Source organism: Chryseobacterium tructae, assembly GCF_030409875.1.
Lineage (GTDB): Bacteria > Bacteroidota > Bacteroidia > Flavobacteriales > Weeksellaceae > Chryseobacterium > Chryseobacterium tructae.
Genome location: NZ_JAUFQR010000001.1, coordinates 219,412 through 242,637 on the forward strand (window position 1 = coordinate 219,412; position 23,226 = coordinate 242,637).

Here is a 23,226-nt window from a genome sequence, read left to right on the forward strand (position 1 = left end):
CGAACCGTGAAAAAAACTGATCTCCAATACCTGTCGTATAAAAGGCTCCTCATATGCATCCTTTTTTCCTTGCTCCTCAACTCTTGTGGGGTATCAAAATCTGTTCATCATCTTCCGGATGTAAAACAATATACTCTCGATATTCCAAAGGTCAACAGAATTAATGACAGTACATTTAGCTATAAACAGAATTATCTCACTAAAAATAAACAGCAGCTCTGGGAGCTTTATATTAAAGGGAATCCTTTACAGCTTGGGTATAACAACGGTGCATTAACTCAGGGTTTGATGCAAAAGCAGGAGGGAATTTTTTTCTCTAAAGTAGAAGGCTTTGTTCCTTCAAAATTTAAGCAGAAACTTTTAAATACATTCTTAAAGTGGTATAACCGTAAAATGTATCTGAATGTAAGAGAAGATTATCAGGCCGAATTGTATGGTCTGTCACAATATTCATCTGATCAGTACGATTTTATTGCGCCAAGATATCTGAGAAATCTATATTTACATGGAGCTCATGACATTGGACATGCTATGCAGGATCTGGCGATGGTAGGTTGCACTTCTCTGGCGGTCTGGAACGAAAATACAGAAGACGGAGATCTGCTGATCGGAAGAAATTTTGATTTCTATGTAGGTGATGAATTTGCCCAAAATAAGCTGGTTGAATTCGTAGAACCGGAAGAAGGAATTCCTTATATGTCTGTGAGCTGGCCGGGTATGATTGGAGTAGTTTCCGGAATGAATAAAGAAGGAATAACCGTAACAATCAATGCCGGGAAATCAAGGATTCCTATGACTGCAAAAACACCAATTTCTTTGGTTACAAGAGAAGTTCTGCAATATGCTAAAAACATTGAAGAGGCTATTGTTATTGCCCAAAAAAGGAATGTTTTTGTCTCAGAATCTATCTTGGTAGGAAGTGCTCATGATAAAAATGCCGTCATTATAGAAGTTTCACCTAAAAACTTCGGTGTATACAGGGTTCAGAATACAAGCAAGGTGCTTTGTACCAATCATTTTCAGTCTGAAGCATATAAAGATGATGTAAAGAATCAGAAACAGATTGAAGAAAGTCATTCTGTTTACCGTTATGAAAAACTTCAGGAACTTTTAGAAAAAGATAAAAAACTCAATCCAGAGAAAATAGCTGCTATTTTGAGAAATCGGTCTGGGTTGAATGATAAAGATATAGGTTATGGAAACGAGAAAGCATTAAATCAGCTTTTAGCCCATCATGCTGTTATATTTTCACCCCAAAAACAATTGGTGTGGGTATCTTCTAACCCTTATCAACTGGGCGAATTTGTATGTTATGATCTTAATGAAATATTTTCTGAGAAAGGATTACAGCCCAATAACTTCTCAAAATCATTACTGAATATTGCCAAAGATCCTTTTGTCAATTCAGAGGAATTTAAAAACTATGAAGAATACAGACATTTAAGTTTCAAAATCAATGATGCCATTCGCTATAAAGAAGAGCTTACTGATGCTTTTTTAGCCCATTATCAATCTCTAAATTCTAATTTCTGGAAAGGGTATTTTTTGGTGGGAAAATATTATTATCGCCAAAAAGAATATTTGAAAGCAAAAGCTGAGTTTGAGCAGGCTCTTACTAAAGAAATAACGACCATTCCGGATCAGAGATTGGTTGAGAAATATCTTCATAGAATCAATAAAAAGCTCAATAAATAATCGGGATATTGTTTAAACAACTGCTTGATTTTCGTTATCTTAAAGCTTGTCTTCTAAAAATGGAAGTGTAAAAAAAACAGATTTATTATTTATTTTAACGAAAAAAATAAACATTCTGTACTTCTTTAAATCTTTTATCTATCAATTATTTAAATGTATTACTGTTTTCTTGTGTTTTTTTATATGAATGTATAAGTTCGTCATAATAAAAAACATAGAATATGATAAAAACCAAACTATCTATTAAATTTCTGCTTCTATCTTCTCTTCTTAGTACAGGAATTATATCTGCTCAACATCAGGAGCAGGTTATAAAAGAGTATATGAGCTCTTCTAAAGGACAGTTTCAAAGGATGGATTCTGATCTGAAATCTTTTAAAATTGTCAATATTGATCATTCAGAAAGTTTAAAAGGAGATGTTGTAGGGATACAGCAAACAATTAATGGAATCCCGATATTTGGAAGCTCTGCCAATGTTCTGATGAGAGATGATAAAGTATTAAGTTTTGCCGATACTTTTATAAAAACGTTTCCAAGTTCTATTAAAGGTAAAGAAGGAGCCAATAAAGAGACTCTTATTGCTATTGCTACTAAAAAACTCAATGGAAATGCTGCTTCAAAAAGTATGGATGGAAAAGATGAGCCTATTAAAGCTACTACTGTTTATTTTGTGAAAAATGGGAGCTTAATATTAGGATATGAATTTACTATTGAAGAAAAAGACTCCAACAATAGTTGGATGGTGATTATCAGCGCTGAAGATGGCTCAGTTTTGTACAAAGAAAATCTGACGCTTTCCTGTAATTTCCATTCAGAGGCTTATGAGCATTCCTCTACTGAGATTAGAATGCCTGTTTTATTCCCTCAGCTGCAACAAAAAACGAAACAGAATGTAAACTTCGTTTTGGCTCCGGACAATGCCTCCTATAATATATTTCCTCTTCCTGTTGAAGCTCCTTCATTTGGGAATAGATCATTGATTACGAATCCTTGGGATCTGATAGCTTCCCCTGAGGGATGGCATTCTGACGGGACCAATCATTATACCAATACCAGAGGAAATAATGTTTATGCATATACAGACGAAAACGCAACTAATATCCCTCAATTTTCTCCGGACGGAGGGGTAACAAGAGCTTTTGATTTCCCATTGGATATAACCCTGCCACCACAAAATTATACGTCTGCATCTGTGACCAATTTATTTTATTTGAATAATAAGATTCACGATGTATTTTATAAGTTTGGATTTACTGAGTCTGCTAAAAACTTTCAAACTAACAATTTTGGAAAAGGAGGTTCCGATAGTGATGCGGTCTTAGCTGAGGCCAGAGATGGTAAGGGCTATAATAATGCTAATTTTGCAACACCCAATGATGGTTTTGCACCAAGAATGCAGATGTATTTGTATGAACCTAAAAATATGCAGAATCTTTTTTATAACTCACCTGCGTCATTGGTATCACGAACTCCTACTACCAGAACAGCCATATTTGGCCCCGCATTGACATCAACAGGAGTTACTGCTGATATTGCCACTACTACACCTATTGATGGCTGTACTGCCATTACTGAAGACCTTACAGGGAAAATAGCTTTGATACAGCGAGGTGGGGCTAATAATTGTGGTTTTGTCCTAAAAGTTAAAAATGCCCAGTTAAAAGGAGCTGTAGGAGCGATTATCTATAATGCACCAACATCTGTAATTCTTACTGGCCAAATGGGAGGAACAGATACTACGATTACAATTCCATCGGTTAACATAGAAAATCCTGAAGGGGTTGTTATCATCAATCAACTTGCATCTGCAACGGTTAACGCAACATTGAAGTATGATAAACTCAATTATATCTATAAGGACGGAAGTCTGGACAACGGTATTGTTACCCATGAATATGGACATGGAATTTCCAATCGTCTTACCGGAACAAGTGTCAGTTGTTTAAATTATACAAATGATAATGAACAAATGGGCGAGGGATGGTCGGATTTCTTTGCTTTAATGTTAACTAACAGACCTGGTGATAATGCTTCTGTACCGAGAGGGATGGGAACTTTTGCTGGTGGAGATCCTACAGATGCTGTTGGAATAAGACCTAAGAGATATTCTCCGGACTTTGCCATCAATGATTATACGTATGGGAAAACCAACGGAATGAAATATAATGATACTGAAACTAATGGAACTCAGATTACCCGGGTTAATTCTCATAGTATGGGATTTGTATGGGCTACTATGCTTTGGGATCTTCATTGGAATTATGTTGAAAAATATGGGTATAGCAGTAACGTTTTGGATAATCCTGACAGTGGCAGTGCAAGGGTATTGCAGCTTGTTGTAGATGCTTTGAAATTGCAGCCATGCCTACCTACTTTTATAACAGGAAGAAAAGCAATATTAGATGCTGAACTAGCAAAAACAAACGGAGCGGATAAATGTATGATCTGGAAAACATTTGCAAAACGAGGATTGGGAGTCAATGCAGCCTCTGGTGGTTTGAAAGGAAGATGGGTTGGATTTGATCAGGCAGCCCCGGATTTAAGTGATCAGGTAGAAGACTTTACAATTCCTGCTGAATGTGCAACATTAGCTGTACATGAAGTTTCAGAAAATTCAAAAGGGATTTCTATCTATCCGAATCCTGTAAAAAATGAGTTCACTATAAAGACTCCTTCAGGAATGAATCTATCAGGAATTACAACCGTTTCCATTTATGATTTTACCGGAAAACTTATTTCTCAGGAAAATATCAATCTTAATAGACAAACAACGGTTAATGCAAGTAATCTGATTAACGGAGCTTATATTGTAAAGATTAAAAACAATTCTTCAATCGATTACACTCAGAAAATTATTGTTTCGAAATAGAAATGATCAGCTTATTGACTGTAAGGCTCCGAAATACATTTCGGGGCTTTTTTAATTTTATTTGCTTTTGTATTAAATAATTGCTTTGTTTTGGCGGTTTTTGTTTTAAATATTTAATTTTTTTATAAAATTTTATAATTAAATATGTAACAAATTTATTTATTTCCCTACTAACTGAAAATTGGATATTAATATTTGTTAAAAGAAAACTTATGAAAAAAATTCGACTTAGTGTTAAGCTATTGTTGTTTTGTTCTCTTTTCAGTGCAGGGGTTGTCTCTGCCCAAAAGTATGAACAGACAATTAAAGAGTATGTAAATTCTACAGGATCATTTCAAAAAGCGAATCCGGAGTTAAAAAGCTTTAAAATCATCAATATAGACCCTTCAACAAGCTTAAGGGGAGATGTTGTGGGAATCCAGCAAACAGTTAATGGTATACCAGTTTTTGGTAGTTCTGCCAATGTTTTGATCAGAGATGGAAAGGTGTTGAGCTTTGCGGATACATTTATTAAAAAATATCCCACTTCAATTAAAGGGAAGGAAAGTGGCAGAAAAGAAGCTTTGATTACGCAGACTATAAAAAAATTGAACGGGTTATCGGTTACCAAAAATATAGATGGTCAGGAAGAGCCGATAAAACCTAACACAGTTTATTTTGCAAAAGAAGATCAATTAACTCTTGGGTATCAATTTTATGTTGAAGAGAAAGGGACAAGTAATGTGTGGAATACGATTGTGAGCACAGAAGATGGTTCCATTTTATATCAGGAAAATACAACGCTTTCTTGTGATTTTCATCCTGAAGCTTATGAACGACCTGCCGGAGAATTTTTAACAGGTCTTAATATTGAACCTTCTGCTCTTCCTAATAATTTAGAAGTAGCAAACTTACAAAAGAATACTCCTCTTATTCTATCTCCTGATAACGCTTCTTATAATGTATTTGCATTTCCTGTAGAAGCACCCTCATTTGGAAGCAGAACATTACTTACTAATCCTTGGGATCTGGCAGCTTCTCCTGAAGGCTGGCACTCAGATGGTACTACTAGCTATACAATAACAAGAGGAAATAATGCCTTTGCATATACGGATGAAGCTAATACTAATGTAGCACAATTCTCTCCTGATGGTGGGGCAAACAGAGTTTGATTTTCCTTTGGATATTACACAAATGCAGCAAACCTATACTTCGGCAGCGGTAACCAATTTATTTTATACAACCAATAAAATGCATGATGTATTTTATAAATTCGGATTTACAGAGTCGGCGAGAAACTATCAGAAAAATAATTTTGGAAACGGGGGAGCAGGTAATGACCCTGTTCTTGCTGAATCAAGAGACGGAAGCGGGCTTAATAATGCTAATTTTAATCCTGGTGCTGACGGAACAAGCGGTAGAATGCAAATGTTTCTTTTCGTGCCTAATAACGCAAGATATCTTTATTATAATTCGCCGTCAAACTATGTAACAAGAACCCCAGCTGCTGCTACGGCTAATTTTGGTCCGCAACTTATTGGAGGAACTCCTGTTACCGGAGATCTGGCACTTCCAACACCTGCTGATGCTTGTACTGCAGTTGCAGCTGGAAGTCTTACTGGAAAAATCGCGGTATTAAATGCGGCAGGGCCAACAGGATGTGGTTTTGCTGTTAAAACCAAAAACCTTCAGAATGCAGGAGCAGTAGGGGTTATACAATATCATCCAAATAGTGATACACCAATAGGGTTGGGAGGAGCAGATGCTACCATTACCATTCCTACCATTATGATAGGTAAAACAGAAGGTCTTTTCCTGGTTAATGAATTAACAAATGGGGTTGTTGGAAATGCTACATTAAAAACGGATGCTGTTTATAGAGATGCCAGTTTAGATAATGGAATTATAAGTCATGAATATGGACATGGAATTTCCAATCGTCTTACCGGAACTGGAAGTTCTTGTTTATCCTATTTTTCATCTAATGAGCAGATGGGAGAAGGGTGGTCTGATTTCTTTGCCTTAATGATGACTACGAGACCAGGAGATGATGCCTCTATTGCTAGAGGAATAGGTACCTTTACTTCAGGAGAAGAAACAAACGGACTAGGAATAAGACCTGCAAAATACTCGCCTGATTTTACAGTAAATAATTTCACCTATGGAAGAACAAATGGAATGAAAGTGAATGCAAGCATATCCGGAATTGCGATTACGGTTCCTGATGTTCATAGTATTGGTTTTATATGGGCTTCAATGCTTTGGGATCTTAACTGGAAATATGTAGAAAAATATGGGTATAGCAGCAATGTTTTAGATAATCCTAATAGTGGGAGTGCAAAAATTTTGCAATTGGTAATGGATGCCCTTAAATTACAGCCATGTAACCCAACATTTGCACAAGGTAGAGACGCTATTTTAGCAGCAGACCAGGCTACAACAAACGGGGAAAATAAATGTATGATCTGGAAAACATTTGCCAAAAGAGGACTTGGAGTAAACGCATCAGCCGGACAACTTAATGGTTTGGCAATTGGAGCCAATCAACCTTTACCTGAAATAAGTGATCAGGTAGAAGATTTTACAATTCCTGCTGAATGTGGATCATTGGCAGTGAGTGAAGCGGAAGAAAATTCTAAGGGAATTTCTATCTATCCGAACCCGGTGAAAAATGAGTTTACGATAAAAACGCCTTCAGGAATGAATCTATCTGGAATTACAACTGTTTCTATTTATGATTTTACAGGAAAGCTTATTTCTCAGGAAAACATCAATCTTAACAGACAAACAACAGTTAATGCAAGCAATCTGATTAATGGAACTTATATTGTAAAGATTAAAAACAATTCTTCAATCGATTATAGTCAGAAAATCATCGTTTCAAAATAGAAACTTTAAAAATGAATAAGTGTAAAGCCTCGGAAAAGTTCCGGGGTTTTACTTTTTATTTTCAACTCTAATTATTCTCCGGGTTCAGTTTATTCAGAAAAAGAAAAGTACTTATCCCGGCAATAGCTGATAATGTGGTGCTCAGAATAAAGCTTCCGATCACATATTGAAGCAGATTATTTTTAATCAAATCAAAATTAAGATCCTGACTAAGGAAATTACTGTCTCCATCCACAAATGGTGCTCCCAGAAATAATGATGCAGCAATGATAAAAGGAATGAAAGGAGGCAAACTGACATTGGAAGCTACAAAAGCAAGTACCTTATTCAGTTTAAAAAGAACCGATAAACTGATCACGAGTAGGGTCTGAAATCCCCAAAAAGGAGAAAGACCTATAAAGACCCCGAGTGCAATGGAAAACGCCTTGGTACGGTTAGTTCCGTCACTTTCCAGCACATCCTCTTTTATAAACCTTTTAAAGCTTTTTTTTTTGAAATTATTCACGAAGTTCCTCGGAATAATATAGAAAAGGGTAATGGTGACCAAAATCGTATTCAGAATGCTGATCCTGGTAAAGTCTTTGAATGGTCTGAAGTGAGAAACCCGTTCCGCCGGATCGTACAAAACCTTGATGGGAACGTTCTTTACAGGAATGTGTCTCCAGGCTGTTCTTACAATAATTTCAATTTCAAATTCAAACTTAGGCGTGAAATATTTCTTTGGAATTTTATGTAAAGGATAAAGTCTGTAGCCAGATTGAGTATCTTCCAGCTTGATTCCTGTTTCAAACCAAAACCAGAAATTGGAAAATCGGTTTCCAAAGCTGCTCTTTTTGGGAATTCCGTCCTGAGACATATTTCTGTTTCCGATCAAAAGAATATCTTCATCTTCCTGAAGAAGCGCTTCTACGAATACAGGAAGATCATCAGGATAATGCTGTCCGTCGGAATCTATGGTGATCGCATGATCATATCCCAGTTCTTTTGCTTTTCTGAAGCCTATTTTAAGCCCATTTCCCTTTCCTTTATTCTCTGGTAAGGAAATGATTGTAATCTGGGAATATTGGCGAAGAATTTGAGACGTGGAATCGGTGGAGCCATCATTAACCACAATAATACTTCCGGTGTATTCTAAAACACCGTCAATGACCCTTTTCAGCGTCTTTTCATTATTGTAGGTAGGTATTAAAACACAGATTTTCCTTTCAGAAATTGCATTTTGTACTTCAGCAAGGGACATGTTTTTATTTTAAAGTGGCTCTTTCCGCCTCGGTAATCGTTTTAGACTGCATGGCGAACCTTTTGATATAGTTTTTTAAAGCAGTATTCTGTTTGCTATAGTTGGTAAGAAGAAATGCCTTATCATCTTTTAAGCTTCCTCTGTACCCTACAATTTTAGGAATGTTCTCCTGCACACTTATCCTGATCAGACGAAGCTCTGCATTATTCGGATTGCTTTTAATAATACCTTCAAGATTGGTTGCCCCCGTTTTTACAAGAGCTTTTCGGTTTCCTTTAGATACTTTAGCTTCCATAATTTTGGCCGCTGCTTTATACCCTAAAGTGATCGGATCAGAACCTGATTGTTTTTCTGCGGTCTCAATAAAGGCTGAGGTGTTGGTATTGGATTCGCTGGCTTTGGCATAGCTGTTTCTCAGGGCTTCAAGATCAGACTGGAAGAAAAATAAAAATGCTGCTACGAAGGATAAAATAAGTTTCATGACATTAATTTTTTATAGCTTACAGACAATTTCAATGCAATAGTCTCGCCAAAAGAGGTTGTGTTTTTTACTTTAACATCCTCGCCATTTTCAGTAATATCCAGCTGAAGTTTCAGATCAGGAGTCTCAAAAGGGTTGATAATTGCCATAAACTTTACATTCGAAGCCGTTTTTAAAAATAATTTTGACCCTGTAAATTCTTCTGTCAGCTCTTTAATGATCTGCATCATACAAACTCCGGGAGTTACCGGATTTCCAGGGAAATGTCCTTTGAAAATATCGTGGTCTTTATTTAAATGGATGTAAGCAATAAAACCTCCGTTTTCTGCCTTTTCGTATGATGTTAACGTATAAAAGTCTGTAAGAATGGTCTGCATGATCTTAATTTTTAAGATTTAATGTATGATAAACTTCAATCTGAATCGATATTATTCGGTTTCCCTATTGGAAATCATTCGGTTTCGGTTATTTGAAATAGTTTTATATTGATCTTAAAATCTTTATGTTGTAAGTTTAAGCTGTCTGCGAAGATATGCTTTTTTGCATCAAAAGTAAAATCGATCTTCTCTTTGTTGTTTTTCGTATAAATGATCTGTTTCAGCAGATTATTTTCTTTGTTGAAGAATAAATAATAGCTTTTATTGTCAATCTTGGAGAGATAGATTTTAGCGTTTTCATTCTCAAAGCTTTCACTCACCGGATATTCTCTTTTTAGCAGCTGTTGAAAATCATTTTTCAGGAAATTAATGACAATTTTCTTATCCAGATCTGGAAGTACATAATTGAGTTTAAAATCATTGCCTGAAATTTCAAAATCAATCAATTTATTCCCGAAATCAGAAGTGAGTGCTACGCGGTGTGTTGTTTCACTTATCTTTTTGATGATCAGAATTCCGCTTACATGATTTTTATAAATATCCATCTGACATTTATAGACATAATCTTCAGCAGAGGAAAAATAAAGATTTTCAACTGTTTTTTCCTTTGTTGGTACAGGTTTCACATCCGTAAGCTGATAGGTCTTACAGGAAACAGCCAATACCAGGATCAGGCTATAGAGTAAATTCTGACGCAGGAATCGAAGCATTGATCTTTGTATTTTTGAAAACAATATTGGTAGTATCTCCGGAAGATTCAGTCATATTCACTTGGGAAACAGTAGATTGGGTTTTAGGGAAATAAAGTTCAATCTGCTTAATATATTTCAGGAGCTGGGAAGTCTTCGGAATAAATTTCGCTATATTATAATTTCCGTTTTTGAAGTAAGTTACTGTAAACTCCGGATCATTGAACATGGTTCCGTTGGAACTTCCTACAATCAGCTTATTGATCTTCTCAAAAGTTTTACTTTTAGCATCTACAGACGATTTTTTGCCTTGATCATTGATGTAGATCTTGTTACTTTTAAAAACAATACTGTATTGATAAGGTTTAGTGTACTTCCAGCTCAGCATATTGGGAGTCTGCAATGACATTTTTCCGTAGGTAACAATACTTTTATCCAGGAAATCCATTTTCTTGGTCTGGGTAAAATCACTTTGCAGGGTTTTGATTTCTTTGGTATCTGCAGAAACTTTTGTTACAAATGCTTTAGCTTCTGCTCCTGACATTGTTGTATTTTGAGCAAAAAAGAATCCGGATATCAATAGAAATGCTCCGAAAGCAATATTTTTAATCATTTTTTCTTTGAATTTGTAATGGAATCAACCGTAAAGGTTGAGTACTTTTTATCCGCCAAAAATACTAATAAATCTGCCAGCACACGATACGTTTTTTCTGAAGTATCGTGAAGGAGAATAATGCTTCCTTTTCTTAGGCCTTTAGTTATTCTTTGGTAGATTTTTTTCTCATCATCAATGATGGTATCCAGTGAACGGACATTCCAACCGATGCTTGTTTTATGAGTCCGTTGTATTGCTTTGGCAATATTTGGATTGGTAACTCCAAAAGGGGGTCTGTATAAATCTGTTTGTATATTCCCAACATTCTGCATGACTTCATCACAGTTTTCAATCTCTGCAATCATTTTTGAAGTTGATAAAAAGCCTGTTGAATTGGAATGGGATAAAGTGTGATTTCCGATCGTATGCCCTTCAGCAATAATCCTTTGAAAGGTTTCAGGATATTTTTCAATCTGCTTTCCAATACAGAAAAAGGTAGCTTTGATTTCATGTTCTTTCAGTAAGTCTAAAAACTTCGGGGTGAATTCAGTAGGCCCATCATCAAAAGTAAGCGCTACTTCCTTAATTTTTGTTCTTTTATGAGTAATACTATTGACGAAATATCCCAGTTCAATAGCAAATGATCCCCAGACTACTATCGCAGAAAAAGCAAAGAAACAAAACAGATACACCCAAAAGCTTCCATGGAACGCATAGATAAAAACATTACAGAAGAGATAAAATAGAATGAATGAATAATGTTTCATAATTGAGTGTTTTTGAATTCTTGAATGACTATTTCCTTCCTTTATAGCCATAAAATGAATCCGAAATCTAAAGGTACAGATTCTTCTTTCACCAAAATGATAATCACGGCAGTTTTATCTGTTTATCTTTAAACGTTTTATGCTCTTTCCAGTAATACCAAGCTATGATCATCGCCTCCCAGATGATTATAAAGAAGTATATTTTTTATTTCTTCTTTTTTTTCTGTATTAATCATCATGACTTCCGGGATTTGCTGCTCCTTGAGAATGTGACAAGCTATGAATGTGGAAAAGCCACTTGCCGTATTGAATTCTCCACTCAGATGTTTGTAATACAACAATGCTGAATCAGGAAACATATCCATAGTTTTTGTATAGTAGACATCAGAGTTTACATCACCGCTGAAACCTAAAACTAGGGCATCAATATGTTTTGTGGAAAGCTTATTCTTAGTTAAAAACTCTTGAATAAAATCTGAAGTCTCGTTCAATTCTAATCTGTTACTGATTTTAATGTCTGTAAGCTTTGCGTAGGTGGTTTCTGTTTTATCTTTTCCAACCACGAAAAAGCTGGCTCCTTCCCCCCAAATAACGCCGTTGGTAGTGGAATGCAGATAATTCGCAGGAAGATCTGATTCTTTTTTAATGGTATTATTCAGGCAATAGAGTTCCATCGTTCTGTCGGTCTGTTCATCAGTAGATCCCACCAGGACGTTGTCAGCTTCGCCATCTTTAATCTGAAGCTGAGCATCCAACAATGAAAACTCCAGCGATGAAGAAGTATTTACATAGGTAAAGTTGTAGGCGTGACATTGCAACCCCAGCGCAATTTGCCCTGCAACGGTGTTATGAGTAGACTGAATAAAAAATGTTGGAGTTAAAAACTCCTCATGGTTATCAATCACGTTTTTTAGAAACTTTTCAGAATCCTGAGAACATCCCATTCCGGTTCCTACAATAATGGCCTCCGGTTTTTCTATTCCAGCTTCTTTTAAAGCAAAATGTGAAGCTACAGAACTCATTTTTACCGTTTTAGACATCCTTCTGCTCATTGCTGGAGGGATGAATTCTTTGTAATTGGGTTCTATGGCTTTGATGATCCTCACCGAATATTCCGGCTGAAGATTATGAAGAATATTTTCGTTTAAAGTGTCCTGAACAGAGATACAGGATGCGCTGTTAATGTATACTGCACTCATGATTTTGAGAAGATTAAGGTTGAACAATTTCCACCAAACCCAAATGAATTGGAAAGAACATGATTGATATTTTTCTCCTTTAGTTCAGTAACCGGAGTCAGATCAAATTCTTCCATTTTCGTTTTGAAGTTCAGGTTTGGGAAAATAAGACTATGTTGCATCGCTAGAATTGAAAATACAGCTTCAATTCCGGCCGCAGCAGCCAATGTATGTCCTGTAAATGCTTTTGTAGAGCTGAATTCAGGAACACTATTTTCTCCAAAAATCCTGATCATGGCAATTCCTTCAGATAAATCATTATTAGGAGTTGCTGTTCCATGAACATTGATGTAATCGATATCTTCTTTTTTCAATCCTGAAATTTTCAGGGCTTGCTGCATCGCTAAAAAAGCTCCTTGCCCGTTTTCAGAAGACGCAGTTTGGTGGTGCGCATCATTGGCATTTCCGTATCCTGAAAGATAAGCCAGCACTTGTTTGTTTTCCTTTTTAACAACTTCATCAGATTCAAGCACTAAAAAAGCGGCTGCTTCTCCAAGGTTTAATCCTTTTCTGTCATTATCAAAAGGAGTGTTGTAAGAATCTGTAAGGATCATCAGGGTATTGAAACCGTTCAGGGTAAACTTTGAAAGAGAATCTGTTCCGCCAACGATCACACGATCCAATACTCCGTTTTTAATAAGTTTAGCACCCATCATGATGGCATTTGCTGCAGATGAACAAGCTGTACTGATGGTGGAAACCATACCTTTTAATCCCAAATGATCGGCAATAGCCAATGAGGAATTTCCGGCATCATGAGCATCAATATATTTTTGCTTTTCAGGAAAGTCTTCGTAAGAATAAAAATATTTTTCGGTAATATCCATTCCTCCAACGCTGGTAGAGGAGATCAGCCCGGTTTTGTAACCGTTGATATGTGATATTCCGGCACTTTTTACAGCTTCTTTAGCAGCGATCATCCCTAATAAGGATGTTCTTGTAACGTTATTATCTTCATTAAGCTGAAGTTGCTGCACAAGTTCCTCATTGGATAATTTTATTTCACCTGTTTTAATCGCTCCGGCATGACGGGTTTCAAACATTTGGATATCTGAGATACCGTGTTTTCCGGATTGTAATGAAATAAAATTTTCCTCCACATTGTTTCCGATAGAGGAAATGATGCCCATTCCTGTTATGGCAATTTTTTGACTCATGTTATTAAATAATGTAACAATGTATCAATGTAACAGTTTACCAATTCTTAATACATTGATACACCGTTAGACTATTTTATTAATTTATTTTGTTCTGTTATCTTCGATGAATTGAGCCATCGTATCGATAGATTGGAAAATTTCCTTTCCTTTTTTAGGATCGGCTAATTTTATTCCATAATCTTTATCCAGAAGAACGATGAGTTCCAAAGCATCAATAGAGTCTAGCCCTAATCCACCTCCAAATAACGGATCTGTATCTTTAATTTCCTCTACAGAAACGTCTTCAAGGTTAAGTACTTCGATAATTTTGTGCTTCAATTCAGTTTTTAAGTTTTCCATAATTTAATTAATTTACCAATGTATCCATGTACCAGTTTACCAATATTTAAAATTGTTACATTTCTACATTGTTATAATGTTGCATTTTTACAAGGTTAGCAAATATACAAAAGCTTTATAATTTTCCTGAAATAATTCAACCCAGCCACACAATACTTTATCAGCTTTTCCGGATTGGAGGATTTGTTCGGAATAATCATTTAAAAATTTTTCATCAAATTCATCCAAAACGAAAAATGCATTCTCAGTCTGCATTTTGTGTTTGATACTAATTTCACCTACACAAATGTTAGGTAAGGTGTATACAAAGACAGCAGGACTTGGAAAATAGTTTTCCTGGGAATTGATGCTTTCCTGATATTTGTAATCGGTATCCAGACTGGATGATTTGTTGGCAAAAACCAGCGCTGTTTTGCTGTGGTCTTCTTCTTTTAAAAGCATTTCGGCAGCGAGAAAAGCCAGCTTACTCAAGCTATCCATTTTATGAAATTTCGGATAACTGAGTTCTAAGTTTTTATAAGCTTCTTTGGCAAACTCCGGAAATGTATTGGTTTTGGTTTCAAAAATAAGGTTTCCATCAACGGTTATTTTTGAATGTTCTATGGTGCAGGTTTTTGTTTTCCTCATTAATGGTAGTTCCATTTTTTACAAATATAAAATAATTTGAAATGATAGCGAGTTGTTATGAGTGGCATTCAAACTTTCAACTATTTTTACCATTTTTATCTCTGAATAGTGAAAAAATAGTATATTCGGAATCTAAAAAAACAACAAATGTCTATGAGAAAAAAATCGATTCTCCGGTTGGCTCTGCTTGCAGTGCTGACTCTTACTCTAAATTCCTGCCGAACGGAAGATGAAGTGCTTCCCAAAGAGGAACAAACCCAATTCAGGGCTCCTATTGAAATGTTCTTGAAGTTTGAAGAAAAAGCTCAATCTGACCCGGAATTCAGAGCGCAGAACAGACAGGAAACCGGACAGGCTGCCCAAAAGAATGGCACTTACAATACTACTGTCAATATTCCTTTATCCCCGGTGAGCTATAAAACACCATTCAGAGAAACCATAGAAGCGTTTTTTAAAAACAATGGTGCTTTAGGGCAGGACTTTTATCGTGATTTTGGAAGACCTTTTTATAACGTATCTACCTATACCTATGGAAATAATTCTAAGGCGATTGCTTTTCCTATTCTACAGGGTGATCAGGTAACAGCATTTATTCATGGTATTGTCTCTCCCAACAGAGATTATGTGCAGTTTACTGTTGTACAGAATAATGATCCTGTAACACTGGGCGTATTAGCAAGGCTTCAGGATGCGGTAGATAATCTCTATCCCAAAAATCCTACGCCCATGGGGAAGTTTGCTAAAGAGCAATATATCCGGGTGAACGATATAGAGGAAATCACCATTATTAAGTTCAATGTCTTCTCCGGCGGCGGTGGTGGTTTTGGCTATCTATTTCCTGGACGAGACTGGTGGAAAGATGCCCAATGGAAAGAACCTGGAAACATGCATTTTGGTGGTGGCGGAAATGCAATGTCCGGAGATGGTTCTAAACACAAGTTTCCGGATTATCTGGATCCGAAGGATGATCCTTGTAAGAAAGCAAAGAAGCTTTTGGATGATATTGCTGTTCAGCTTAAAGTAAAGGATTTGAAAGAGCATGTAGAGAAAGGAGCGAAGGGAGAAAAAGGCTGGAAGTTTAATAAAGATGGAAGTGCACCTACAGAAACCACCGAAAATGGAGAGCATAGTGTAAATTTTGGAGATCCTTCTACCATAAATGGAGGTTATCATAATCATACAAAAACAGGAGTACATATATTTTCTTCAGATGATATTTCTACTTTAATAGAAATTGCAAGATACCAGAGTATAGGAAATACGGGTGATGCCTATATGGGAGTGGTAGCTCCTGGTGGCATACATTATGTAATGTATTTTGATGGAAGTCATGGGGATTTACCTATCCCGAATTCTTATTCTGAATTACAAAGAGATACATGGAATGTTAACCAAAAAATTCAATCCTTTAAATTATTGAAAGTAGAAAGTTTTATAAGTGTTGTTAATGGGAATAAAGAATTGAATAGTAGAGGCTTGGAGCAAATTTTTTTCTCAACATTAAAAAGTATGGGATTAGAAAATAAAATAAATCTTCAAAAAATAGACTACACTACTAATAATGTTTCAACAATTAAATTAAATTCAGATGGAAGTACAAGTTCAACTGTTTGTCCAAACCAAAAATAATATAGTATAGATTATGGAGTTAAAATTTTTTTTAAAAAAGCAAGTGTATATTTTTCTAGTTTTGTGCTTAGGTTTAATTAGTTGTAAGGCACAGCAGGTATTAACATTAAATACCTCTGATTACAGTTCACCAACAAACTCATATTTTAAAGACCTAGATAATGAATTGAGCCCATACATAGGTACTTGGAAATCAATTTTTCAAAATAAAACAATTATATTAAATATTACAAAAGAAGTAAAAAGACCTTATTCTGAGTGGGGAAAAAGTTTTTTTTCAGATGTTCTTATTGTAAAATATGAAATAAAAGATTCAAATGGGAATATTTTACAAACTACTTTAAATAATACATATCATCCTAATGCAGCCATTAAAAATCTAATATTAAGTTTAGGTACAAAAGCTGATGGACAAATTGATTTACTATATGCTGGTGGAAATTGTAGTGTAGGAATTGGAAATATTATTTTCAAGAAACTAAGTTCTACACAATTTTCCTGGGGATATTATCCTGGAACAACAACAAGAAATGACATTACTTGTCCTCCTGATAAAGACTACACAATCTATCTTCCGGAGACAGAGAATCTGATCTTTACAAAGCAGTAATGAGAAGTGGATGGTTTATATTGGTATTATTTACTGTGCTTTTTGTAAGGCACAGCAGGTATTACCTTTGAATAATTCTGCATCTAAATCTCCAACAAATTCATATTTTAAAGATCTAAATAATGAATTAGATTATTATACTGGAACTTGGGTGGGACATTTCAATAGTAAAACTATAAAGCTTGTTATTACTAAAGACATAAAAATTCCGTTTGAAATGTGGAAAAAGAATTTTTATACAGATCGATTATTTGTAAAATATGAAGTAAAGAGAGATAATGTAGTTTTAGAAAGTTCACTCAATAAAGATTTTACAAATGATGTTGGACTTTCTATTGAAGGTTCAAAAACTAAAGATAATGAAGGTGGAATTACTTTAGTTTTTGCTGGCGGAAATTGTAGTGTAGGAATAGGAACTATTGTATTAAAGAAAATAAGTTCTGCACAGTTTTCCTGGGGGTATTATCCTGGGACAACTACCAGAAATGATAAAGATTGCCCACCTACCCAGGATTATACAATCTATCTTCCAGAGACAGAGAATCTGATCTTTACAAAACAGTAATGAGAAGTAAATTGGTAATATTTGGTTTGTTGGTTGTGTTTTCTTGTAAGGCACAAGAAATACATCCATTAAATACTTCGGCACTAGATGTTCCAGCAGGTTCATATTTTAAAGATTCAAATAACGAATTAGATTCTTTTATAGGAAGATGGCAAGGCAATTTTCAAGAAAAAAATATTACGTTACAAATATTTAAGCAAGTAAAAGTTCCAATAGAAAGATTTGGAAAACCGTTTTATAGAGATCAAATTTTTGTAAAATATGAGGTGAAAAAAGGTAATACTGTATTGGAAAGCTCAATGAATAAAGACTTCACAAATAATATTGGACTTTCCATAAAAGGTTCGAAAATTCAAGATAATAGCATTACCCTGGTATTTTCAGGAGGTAATTGTAGCGTGGGAATAGGAATTATAGCCCTAAAGAAAATTAATACTACCCAATTTTCTTGGGGGTATTATCCTGGGACAACAACAACAAATGATAAAGATTGCCCTCCGAATAGAGATTATACAATCTATCTTCCAGAGACAGAGAATCTGATCTTTACAAAGCAGTAATGAGAAGTGGTATTATTTACTGTGTTTTCTTGTAAAGCACAGCAGGTATTATCTTTGAATATTTCTGCTTTTGGAGCAGTTGCAAATTCATATTTTAAAGATCTAAATAATGAAATATGAAACACTTATTATTTATTTTATCCTTTCTATCGACTTATTTTAATTCCCAAATTATAAAAGACACAGTTTTGGGTAAACCCAAATTTGTAAAAGAATATGTAGTCTTTCTAAATGAATCTAGTCCTTTTACTTTTATGACAAATGATAGTGAGTATGGGCATGCTGTAATCATGACTCCGGATAATTTAAGAAAAAGGATGCGGGATACATGGTTTGAAACAGATTTCTGCAGAGATATCAATAATGAAACTTATTATGATAAAAAACGAAATATTATAAACGAAATATGGTATTACAGATCAGGAAAAATTGTAGACGATTACAATTATACTTATGATAGATTAAATAGGTTAACGTCTCAAAGTAGTAAAGGGTACTCAGAAAGAACATATCTTTATTTTTACGATGGAAATAACAAAACCGCCAAATTTTCAGAATTGTATTATAAAGGAAAAGATGAGCCTATGGAAAAATATACAAATAATCTTGAAAGCTTTAAGCCTTTATATACTACGAAGTTTGATAGCATTACAAAAACGGACAGCATTTTTGCAATAACTAATGATATTTGGAAAAAAGTGGAAAAGGGATATACTATGGTTAAAGACTCTGTTTATCGTAAAAAATTAAGCCAGGTGAAGATTTATAATAATCAATATAAAGTAATTGAATCAAAGGCCTTTAATTATACAACTGATTTTGAAAATAAAGAAGTCTATTTATCAGAACATTTTAAATATGATTATGATGAATTGGGAAATCTAATAAAAAGAACGAATATTGAACATGGAAAGTACCATAATTATGGTAGAACTTACTATACTGTTTATACTTATACTAAAGATCAAAAGCTAGAAAAGGAAACCATATATCGTAATGATAAAGTGTGGTTTGAAACGAGATTTGAATATAATGGTAATTATATAACAAAACTTTACTATTTAGATAAATTCGGAGTGGAAGATAAAGAAGTAGAACCTGTAACAATCACCTTCAAATATACTTTTGATAAAGATAAAAACTGGATAAAGATCATCAAAAATGTGGACGGAAAAGATCTATATAAATGGATAAGAAAAATTGAATATTATTAAAATAAAAACCACCAAGTTCTGGTGGTTTTAGTATTTATCCGATAAATAGAATTAGCATTTTTCCAGCACAATCGCTGCATTACAACCCCCAAAACCCGAAGCTGTTTTCAGAATATACTTTACTGTTGCCGGTTGGTTTTCTGTAATAATATTCAACGGTTGGGAAACTCCCATTTCTTCAAAATTCTTAGAAGGAAGTAAAGTGTTTTGAAGGGCACTTTCCATAGAAATAATGCTTTCTAACAATCCGGAAGCCCCTAAGCAATGTCCATAGAATCCTTTCATGCTGTTGAGCGGAGCATTTTGCAGTTCCATTCTGCTGAAGGCAATGCTTTCCATTTCATCGTTGTATAATGTTGCTGTTCCGTGGGCAGAAATAAAATCGATCTGTTCTGCGGATACGTTGGCTTCTATCATGGCATTTCTGATGCTTCCATATAAACCGTCTCCGGTTCTGGATGGGCCTGAAATATGATTGGCATCGTTGATCGCAGAATCTCCTAATACTTTAAATCTATATTTTTCATTCTCAGAAGGCTCTGAGGTAATATAAATCGCTGCTGCAGCTTCGCCAATATTGATTCCGTTGCGATTTTTATCATAAGGTTTGCAAGGTTCTGATCCAATGGCTTGAAATGAGTTGAATCCTGAGATCACAAATTCTGTGATTTCATCCCCAGCGATCACGAAGGCATCTTTATATTTTCCGGCCTGAATCATATTCTTGGCCACAGCAATAGCCATAACCCCCGAAACGCAAGCATTAGAAACTATAATAGGGCTTGTTTTAAATTCAAAAAAGTCAGCAATCTTCTGAGCTAATTGTGATAGGTAAACACCTGTAGGCAGTTCGGTCTGATTTTTTAAAAGACTGATATTCCCTTTTGTTGTAGAGAGGATAAAAGCAGTTTCTTTTGTGATTTCATGCTTTTCTACCAAAGGTTGTATGCTTAAAAGCAGCATTTTTTCCAGCCTTGTGAATTCCTGATGAGTGTTTTGAGCGAAAACTCTGTCGAATTCTTCATTCAAAGCTTCAGAATTGATTCCGGATGCATAAAAAGCATCCTGGTTTTCTATAATTTTATGTAAAGCAACTCCTGATTTCCCAGCGAGAAGTGCATTCCAATTAGAATCCACATTGAAGCCAAGCGGAGTTACGCAGTTATAGTCTGTGATATAAATTTCCTTCCTCATGATAATCCCATTTTATCTTTCCAGGCTTGAAAAAACTCCGGATTGTATAAACACAAACTTCCGTTACTGTCCAGAAATACCTGTATGGTTTCTCCACTGCACACTAATTGATCTTCATTATTGAAAAGCTCGTATGTATAGATAAGCTTAGCGGAAACAGAATTGACGAAAGTGGTGACAATTCTGAATGTTTCTCCATATTTTAAAGGAAGAAAATGCTCGCAGGTGCTTTTTACAATAGGTGTTACATAGCCTGCCTTCTGAATATCAAGATAAGTAAGACCATGCTGACGGCCGAAAGCTTCTCTTCCGTCTTCAAAATAGACAATGTAATGACCATGCCAGACAATTCCTAAAGGATCTGTCTCATTGAATCGTACTCTTACTTCTTCAGTACAGGTTAATATATTTTCGTTAGACTGCATGTTTTTTCTTCCTGAGGTTTGTTTTTATGAATGTCAGAGATGACCTGACAATATTAGTAATAAAATCGATTAAATATTATGAAGCTTCCTTTCATAGAAAATAGAAATTGATACGGTAACGATATAAAATAAAAACAGGAATACCAGTTCTTTGGCAATACCACCGATTCCGCTGTTTCTTAAAATAATATCGTAATAAGCATTCAATCCCCAGTTCATAGGTGAAAATTTGGCTACCGTCTGCATGAATTCAGGCATTAAGAACACCGGAACCCAGATTCCTCCAATAGCCGCTAATACTACAACGGATGTTGCTCCAAAAGGTGCCGATTGTTCCTGGGTATCTGCAATGGTTCCCAATAATACTCCAAATCCAATGGCAGCAAGTCCTGCAAATAAGGTAACTGTAACAAGCTGGAACATTTTTCCGGATACATCAAACGCCGGAAGATCCATATACGGGAAAAGATAAATACCTACTGCGACCATCAATAAGAACTGAATAAGGCAGATAATAAGATAAGTAAATGTTTTTCCTAAGATATGAACGAAGTAGGGAGTAGGGCTTATTCTTGCCCTTACGCTTGTACCCTGGCTTTTTTCCTTTACAAGGTTGATGGATAAAGGAACTACGATGAAAAAGATCGCAAAGAGAGTCCATGCGGGAACATTGTGCTGAACGGAATTCGGCATAATGTCCATTTCTCCTTTCTTAGGAGTAATTTCCTTGAAACTGATGAGGTTTTTATTCTCGTTCAGATTCTCTGTTGTTCCCAGCTGATCCTGAAAGGCTTTGTAGATCTTTTTATTTTCGATCTCAAAAACCATTTTGTTTACAGAATTCATCACCGAATTTTTAAACCCTGCATTGGTGGCCGGATCAAAATACAAATGAATTTCTTTAGCCTTTGGAGCTTCTATTTTGGTTTTTGCAGAATCACCTTCCAATCCAAATGAACTTACAATCGCCTGAACTTTGGAATCAATATTGGAGTTTAAATCTTTCGTAAGATCTTTAGGAATGACAATAGCCATCTGGTAATCTCCAGAAAATACAGCATCCTGTGCTGATTTTTCATTATAATTGGTCAATAGCTGGAATGTTTTACTGTTTTCCAGTTCGCCTTTTATATTTTTGGAAACTTCTGATTGATCATTGTCAATAAAAATAATAGGGATTTTTGAGCCTTCAAGGTTTTTAAAGGTAGAATCCTGGATCAGGGTAATGGTTACAATCAACAGCAACGGCATTACGAAAATAATGACAATCCCTCCGATATCTCTTTTCAGCAGAAGAATTTCTTTAATAAAGCTTCTCCACAGTTTATACAACAACATCTCTTAATTCTTTTCCGGTTAATGAAATGAAAACATCTTCAAGGTTTTCTGCATGGGCAATCTGAGAGACAAGTTCTTCAGGAGTTCCCACCGCATGAATTCTTCCTCTATCAATAATAGCAATCTTGGTACAGAATTCTTCAGCCTCAGAAAGGTGATGCGAGGTATAGATGATGCATGTTCCGCTTTTATTGAGTTCTAAAAGGAAATCAATGATTACTTTTTTAGATTGTACATCTACGCCTACAGTAGGCTCATCCAAAAACAAGACTGTTGGGTTATGAAGAGTTCCGGCGATAAGGTTACAACGGCGTTTCATTCCTCCGGAGAACTGGCCTACCTGTTTATTGGCAAATTTTGAAAGTCCCATGATTTCCAGAGAATCATCAATAGCTTTGGTAAGTTGTTTATGCTTTAATCCGTATAAGCTTCCGAAGAACATCAGGTTTTCTTTGGCTGTAAGAGTAGGATACAGCGCATATTCCTGCGGAACAATTCCCATGATCTCTCTGATCTTGAAATTATCTTTTTGTGGAGACAGCCCATTGATAGTATACTGTCCAGAAGTCGGTTTTATTAAACCGGAAAGCATGGAAATCAAAGTTGTTTTTCCTGCTCCATTAGGGCCAAGAATTCCGTAGATTTCGTTTTTATCGATATTCAAAGAGATATCATTGACAGAAAACTCGTCGGAATTTTTGTATTTTTTATATAGATTTTTGATCTCAATCATGTTCTCTGCCAT

23 protein-coding genes are annotated in these 23,226 nt (G+C 35.3%); 9 read left to right on the forward strand and 14 right to left on the reverse strand.

Annotated features, from left to right (window positions below):
- Window positions 1-6: 6 nt before the first annotated feature.
- The 4 genes from QWZ06_RS01030 (at window position 7) to QWZ06_RS01045 (ending at window position 7,433) form a co-directional block, all read left to right on the forward strand.
- Window positions 7-1,695, forward strand: a complete 1,689-nt coding sequence (locus QWZ06_RS01030; RefSeq protein WP_290295295.1) for a C45 family autoproteolytic acyltransferase/hydrolase — start codon at window positions 7-9, stop codon at window positions 1,693-1,695.
- 221 nt (window positions 1,696-1,916) lie between these two features.
- Window positions 1,917-4,565, forward strand: coding sequence for a T9SS-dependent M36 family metallopeptidase (locus QWZ06_RS01035; protein ID WP_290295297.1), 2,649 nt, complete (start codon window positions 1,917-1,919; stop codon window positions 4,563-4,565).
- A gap of 212 nt (window positions 4,566-4,777) precedes the next feature.
- Window positions 4,778-5,716, forward strand: a complete 939-nt coding sequence (locus QWZ06_RS01040) for a M36 family metallopeptidase (RefSeq protein WP_290295299.1) — start codon at window positions 4,778-4,780, stop codon at window positions 5,714-5,716.
- Window positions 5,694-7,433: a M36 family metallopeptidase gene (locus QWZ06_RS01045; RefSeq protein WP_290295300.1), complete on the forward strand. Its 1,740-nt coding sequence runs from the start codon at window positions 5,694-5,696 to the stop codon at window positions 7,431-7,433. Before QWZ06_RS01040 ends, QWZ06_RS01045 begins: the two co-directional genes overlap by 23 nt.
- A 67-nt stretch (window positions 7,434-7,500) precedes the next feature.
- Here the strand turns inward: QWZ06_RS01045 and QWZ06_RS01050 are convergent, their stop codons facing one another.
- The 10 genes from QWZ06_RS01050 to QWZ06_RS01095 all read right to left on the reverse strand — a co-directional run bounded on the left by QWZ06_RS01050 (window position 7,501) and on the right by QWZ06_RS01095 (window position 14,961).
- Window positions 7,501-8,673 carry a DUF2062 domain-containing protein gene (locus tag QWZ06_RS01050; protein ID WP_290295301.1) on the reverse strand — a complete coding sequence of 391 codons (1,173 nt, stop codon included), beginning with the start codon at window positions 8,671-8,673 and terminating at the stop codon, window positions 7,501-7,503.
- A gap of 4 nt (window positions 8,674-8,677) precedes the next feature.
- The gene (locus QWZ06_RS01055) at window positions 8,678-9,154 is read right to left on the reverse strand and encodes a hypothetical protein (protein ID WP_290295303.1); all 477 of its coding nucleotides are present in this window, start codon (window positions 9,152-9,154) and stop codon (window positions 8,678-8,680) included.
- Window positions 9,151-9,531: an ApeI family dehydratase gene (locus tag QWZ06_RS01060; protein ID WP_290295304.1), complete on the reverse strand. Its 381-nt coding sequence runs from the start codon at window positions 9,529-9,531 to the stop codon at window positions 9,151-9,153. The genes QWZ06_RS01055 and QWZ06_RS01060 overlap by 4 nt, the downstream gene beginning before the upstream one ends.
- Window positions 9,532-9,605: 74 nt before the next feature.
- Complete coding sequence (gene lolB2, locus QWZ06_RS01065; protein ID WP_290295306.1) at window positions 9,606-10,241, reverse strand: flexirubin biosynthesis protein LolB2; 636 nt, start codon at window positions 10,239-10,241, stop codon at window positions 9,606-9,608.
- Window positions 10,207-10,833, reverse strand: a complete 627-nt coding sequence (lolA2, locus tag QWZ06_RS01070) for a flexirubin biosynthesis/transport protein LolA2 (RefSeq protein WP_290295307.1) — start codon at window positions 10,831-10,833, stop codon at window positions 10,207-10,209. Before lolA2 ends, lolB2 begins: the two co-directional genes overlap by 35 nt.
- Window positions 10,830-11,582 (reverse strand): polysaccharide deacetylase family protein, encoded by a 753-nt coding sequence (locus QWZ06_RS01075; RefSeq protein ID WP_290295310.1) that lies wholly within the window; start codon window positions 11,580-11,582, stop codon window positions 10,830-10,832. The genes lolA2 and QWZ06_RS01075 overlap by 4 nt, the downstream gene beginning before the upstream one ends.
- Before the next feature lie 137 nt (window positions 11,583-11,719).
- Window positions 11,720-12,781, reverse strand: coding sequence for a beta-ketoacyl synthase N-terminal-like domain-containing protein (locus QWZ06_RS01080; protein ID WP_290295311.1), 1,062 nt, complete (start codon window positions 12,779-12,781; stop codon window positions 11,720-11,722).
- Window positions 12,778-13,977 (reverse strand): beta-ketoacyl-[acyl-carrier-protein] synthase family protein, encoded by a 1,200-nt coding sequence (locus QWZ06_RS01085; protein ID WP_290295312.1) that lies wholly within the window; start codon window positions 13,975-13,977, stop codon window positions 12,778-12,780. Before QWZ06_RS01085 ends, QWZ06_RS01080 begins: the two co-directional genes overlap by 4 nt.
- An 84-nt stretch (window positions 13,978-14,061) precedes the next feature.
- Entirely contained in the window at window positions 14,062-14,319 is a 258-nt protein-coding gene (locus QWZ06_RS01090; RefSeq protein WP_034727005.1) for a phosphopantetheine-binding protein, read from the reverse strand.
- A gap of 87 nt (window positions 14,320-14,406) precedes the next feature.
- Complete coding sequence (locus tag QWZ06_RS01095; RefSeq protein WP_290295319.1) at window positions 14,407-14,961, reverse strand: beta-ketoacyl-[acyl-carrier-protein] synthase family protein; 555 nt, start codon at window positions 14,959-14,961, stop codon at window positions 14,407-14,409.
- 138 nt (window positions 14,962-15,099) lie between these two features.
- Between QWZ06_RS01095 and QWZ06_RS01100 the strand changes: the two genes are divergently transcribed.
- The 5 genes from QWZ06_RS01100 (at window position 15,100) to QWZ06_RS01120 (ending at window position 19,524) form a co-directional block, all read left to right on the forward strand.
- Window positions 15,100-16,575 (forward strand): hypothetical protein, encoded by a 1,476-nt coding sequence (locus QWZ06_RS01100; protein WP_290295322.1) that lies wholly within the window; start codon window positions 15,100-15,102, stop codon window positions 16,573-16,575.
- Between the two features lie 13 nt (window positions 16,576-16,588).
- Window positions 16,589-17,185, forward strand: coding sequence for a DUF6705 family protein (locus QWZ06_RS01105; RefSeq protein WP_353959921.1), 597 nt, complete (start codon window positions 16,589-16,591; stop codon window positions 17,183-17,185).
- 10 nt (window positions 17,186-17,195) lie between these two features.
- Window positions 17,196-17,750, forward strand: a complete 555-nt coding sequence (locus QWZ06_RS01110; RefSeq protein WP_290295327.1) for a DUF6705 family protein — start codon at window positions 17,196-17,198, stop codon at window positions 17,748-17,750.
- Entirely contained in the window at window positions 17,750-18,310 is a 561-nt protein-coding gene (locus QWZ06_RS01115; protein WP_290295329.1) for a DUF6705 family protein, read from the forward strand. Before QWZ06_RS01110 ends, QWZ06_RS01115 begins: the two co-directional genes overlap by 1 nt.
- 116 nt (window positions 18,311-18,426) lie before the next feature.
- A complete protein-coding gene (locus QWZ06_RS01120; RefSeq protein ID WP_290295331.1) occupies window positions 18,427-19,524 on the forward strand; it encodes a hypothetical protein in 1,098 nt (365 codons plus the stop codon).
- A gap of 51 nt (window positions 19,525-19,575) precedes the next feature.
- Here the strand turns inward: QWZ06_RS01120 and QWZ06_RS01125 are convergent, their stop codons facing one another.
- The 4 genes from QWZ06_RS01125 to QWZ06_RS01140 all read right to left on the reverse strand — a co-directional run bounded on the left by QWZ06_RS01125 (window position 19,576) and on the right by QWZ06_RS01140 (window position 23,226).
- Window positions 19,576-20,718, reverse strand: coding sequence for a beta-ketoacyl synthase N-terminal-like domain-containing protein (locus tag QWZ06_RS01125; protein WP_290295333.1), 1,143 nt, complete (start codon window positions 20,716-20,718; stop codon window positions 19,576-19,578).
- Window positions 20,715-21,143, reverse strand: a complete 429-nt coding sequence (locus tag QWZ06_RS01130) for an acyl-CoA thioesterase (protein WP_290295334.1) — start codon at window positions 21,141-21,143, stop codon at window positions 20,715-20,717. The genes QWZ06_RS01125 and QWZ06_RS01130 overlap by 4 nt, the downstream gene beginning before the upstream one ends.
- Window positions 21,144-21,212: 69 nt before the next feature.
- A complete protein-coding gene (locus QWZ06_RS01135) occupies window positions 21,213-22,481 on the reverse strand; it encodes an ABC transporter permease (RefSeq protein WP_290295335.1) in 1,269 nt (422 codons plus the stop codon).
- Window positions 22,468-23,226, reverse strand: a complete 759-nt coding sequence (locus QWZ06_RS01140; protein ID WP_290295336.1) for an ABC transporter ATP-binding protein — start codon at window positions 23,224-23,226, stop codon at window positions 22,468-22,470. The genes QWZ06_RS01135 and QWZ06_RS01140 overlap by 14 nt, the downstream gene beginning before the upstream one ends.